Annotated in this window: 1 protein-coding gene; it reads right to left on the reverse strand. The window is 61.9% G+C overall.

Annotation, left to right across the window (positions count from 1 at the left end):
* Positions 1-43: 43 nt before the first annotated feature.
* Positions 44-1,206 (reverse strand): IS3 family transposase gene (locus J2X98_RS22175; RefSeq protein WP_307312679.1). Its coding sequence is split into 2 segments (ribosomal slippage): positions 44-925 and positions 928-1,206, totalling 1,161 coding nucleotides; the frame shifts between segments, so codons are not numbered across the junction.
* Positions 1,207-1,277 lie beyond the last annotated feature (71 nt).

Genomic DNA, 1,277 nt, shown 5'->3' on the forward strand with positions numbered 1-1,277 from the left:
GGGACTGCTGAAGGTTTAGTTGACAGCTGGGGTTGATAATTTCTTACGCGGCTGAGGCCGCGTTTTTTATTGTCTCAAACTCGATGGGTGTCAGCCGGCCGAGGGCGCGTTGACGGCGTTTGCGGTGGTAGCTGCGTTCGATCCAGGTTGTGATGGCGAGCCGGAGTTCGGCCCGGGTTTCCCATCGTTTCCGGTTCAGGACGTTCTTTTGCAGCAGGGAGAAGAACGATTCCATCGCGGCATTGTCACCGCATGCTCCTACCCGTCCCATTGATCCGCTCAGCCCGTAGGTGTTCAGGGCCAGGACGAACTTTCTGGATCTGAACTGGGACCCTCTGTCCGAGTGGACCACTGTGCCGGCCGGTTTCCTGAGAGCCACGGCGTGGTCCAGCGCGGCAACGGCCAGAGACGCTTTCATCCGCCCGTCCATGGAGTACCCGACGATCCGGTTCGAATGCAGGTCCTTGATCGCGCACAGGTACAGCTTGCCTTCCCCGGTGTGGTGCTCGGTGATGTCCGTCAGCCATTTCCGGTTCGGTGCCGTGGCGCTGAAGTCCCGTTCGATGAGGTCATCGTGGACCGGTGGGCCGGCCTTGAGCCCTGAGCGGCGCCGGCGGTGGATCACCGAGAGGATGCCGTTCTGGGAGCACAGCCGCCAGATCCGGCGTTCACTGGCCACAGGGCCGGGTCCGGCGTTGATCTCATCGGCGATGAACCGGTAGCCGAAGGCAGGATCGTCGCGGTGGTGGTCGATGGCGGCGTTGATCAGGTGGGCTTCTTCCCAGTCCCGGGCGGGCACGGGGTTGGCGGCCCACTGGTAGTAGGCCTGTCTGGAGAAATTCAGTACCCGGCAGGACACTGCCACGGGAACCCTGATCGGGGCGTCCCTGGCAGCCAGCTCGCGGACCAGCGGGTACATCATTTTTTTGGATTGATGTCCCGGGACAGATAGGCCACGGCACGGCGCATGACTTCAGCTTCCTGCTCCAGGAGCCGGATGCGTTTATTGGCCTCCCGCAACTTCGCGGCGTCATCAGACACGGCCCCGGACTGCACGCCATCTTCTCTGTCGGCAATCTTCATCCAGCGGTGCAGGGCAGCAGGTGAGACCCCGAAATCCTTGGCGATCTGGGTGATGGGCGCTTCGCCCTTGCGGGCAACCGCCACGACATCGCGGCGGAACTCTTCGGGAAAGGCTTTGGGCATGAGGAACATCCTTCCACCCGCAAGGATCAAATCCTCACAGGCAAAGTGTCAATCAAACCTTCAGCAGTCCC

This window comes from Pseudarthrobacter enclensis (assembly GCF_030811655.1).
Lineage (GTDB): Bacteria > Actinomycetota > Actinomycetes > Actinomycetales > Micrococcaceae > Arthrobacter > Arthrobacter enclensis_A.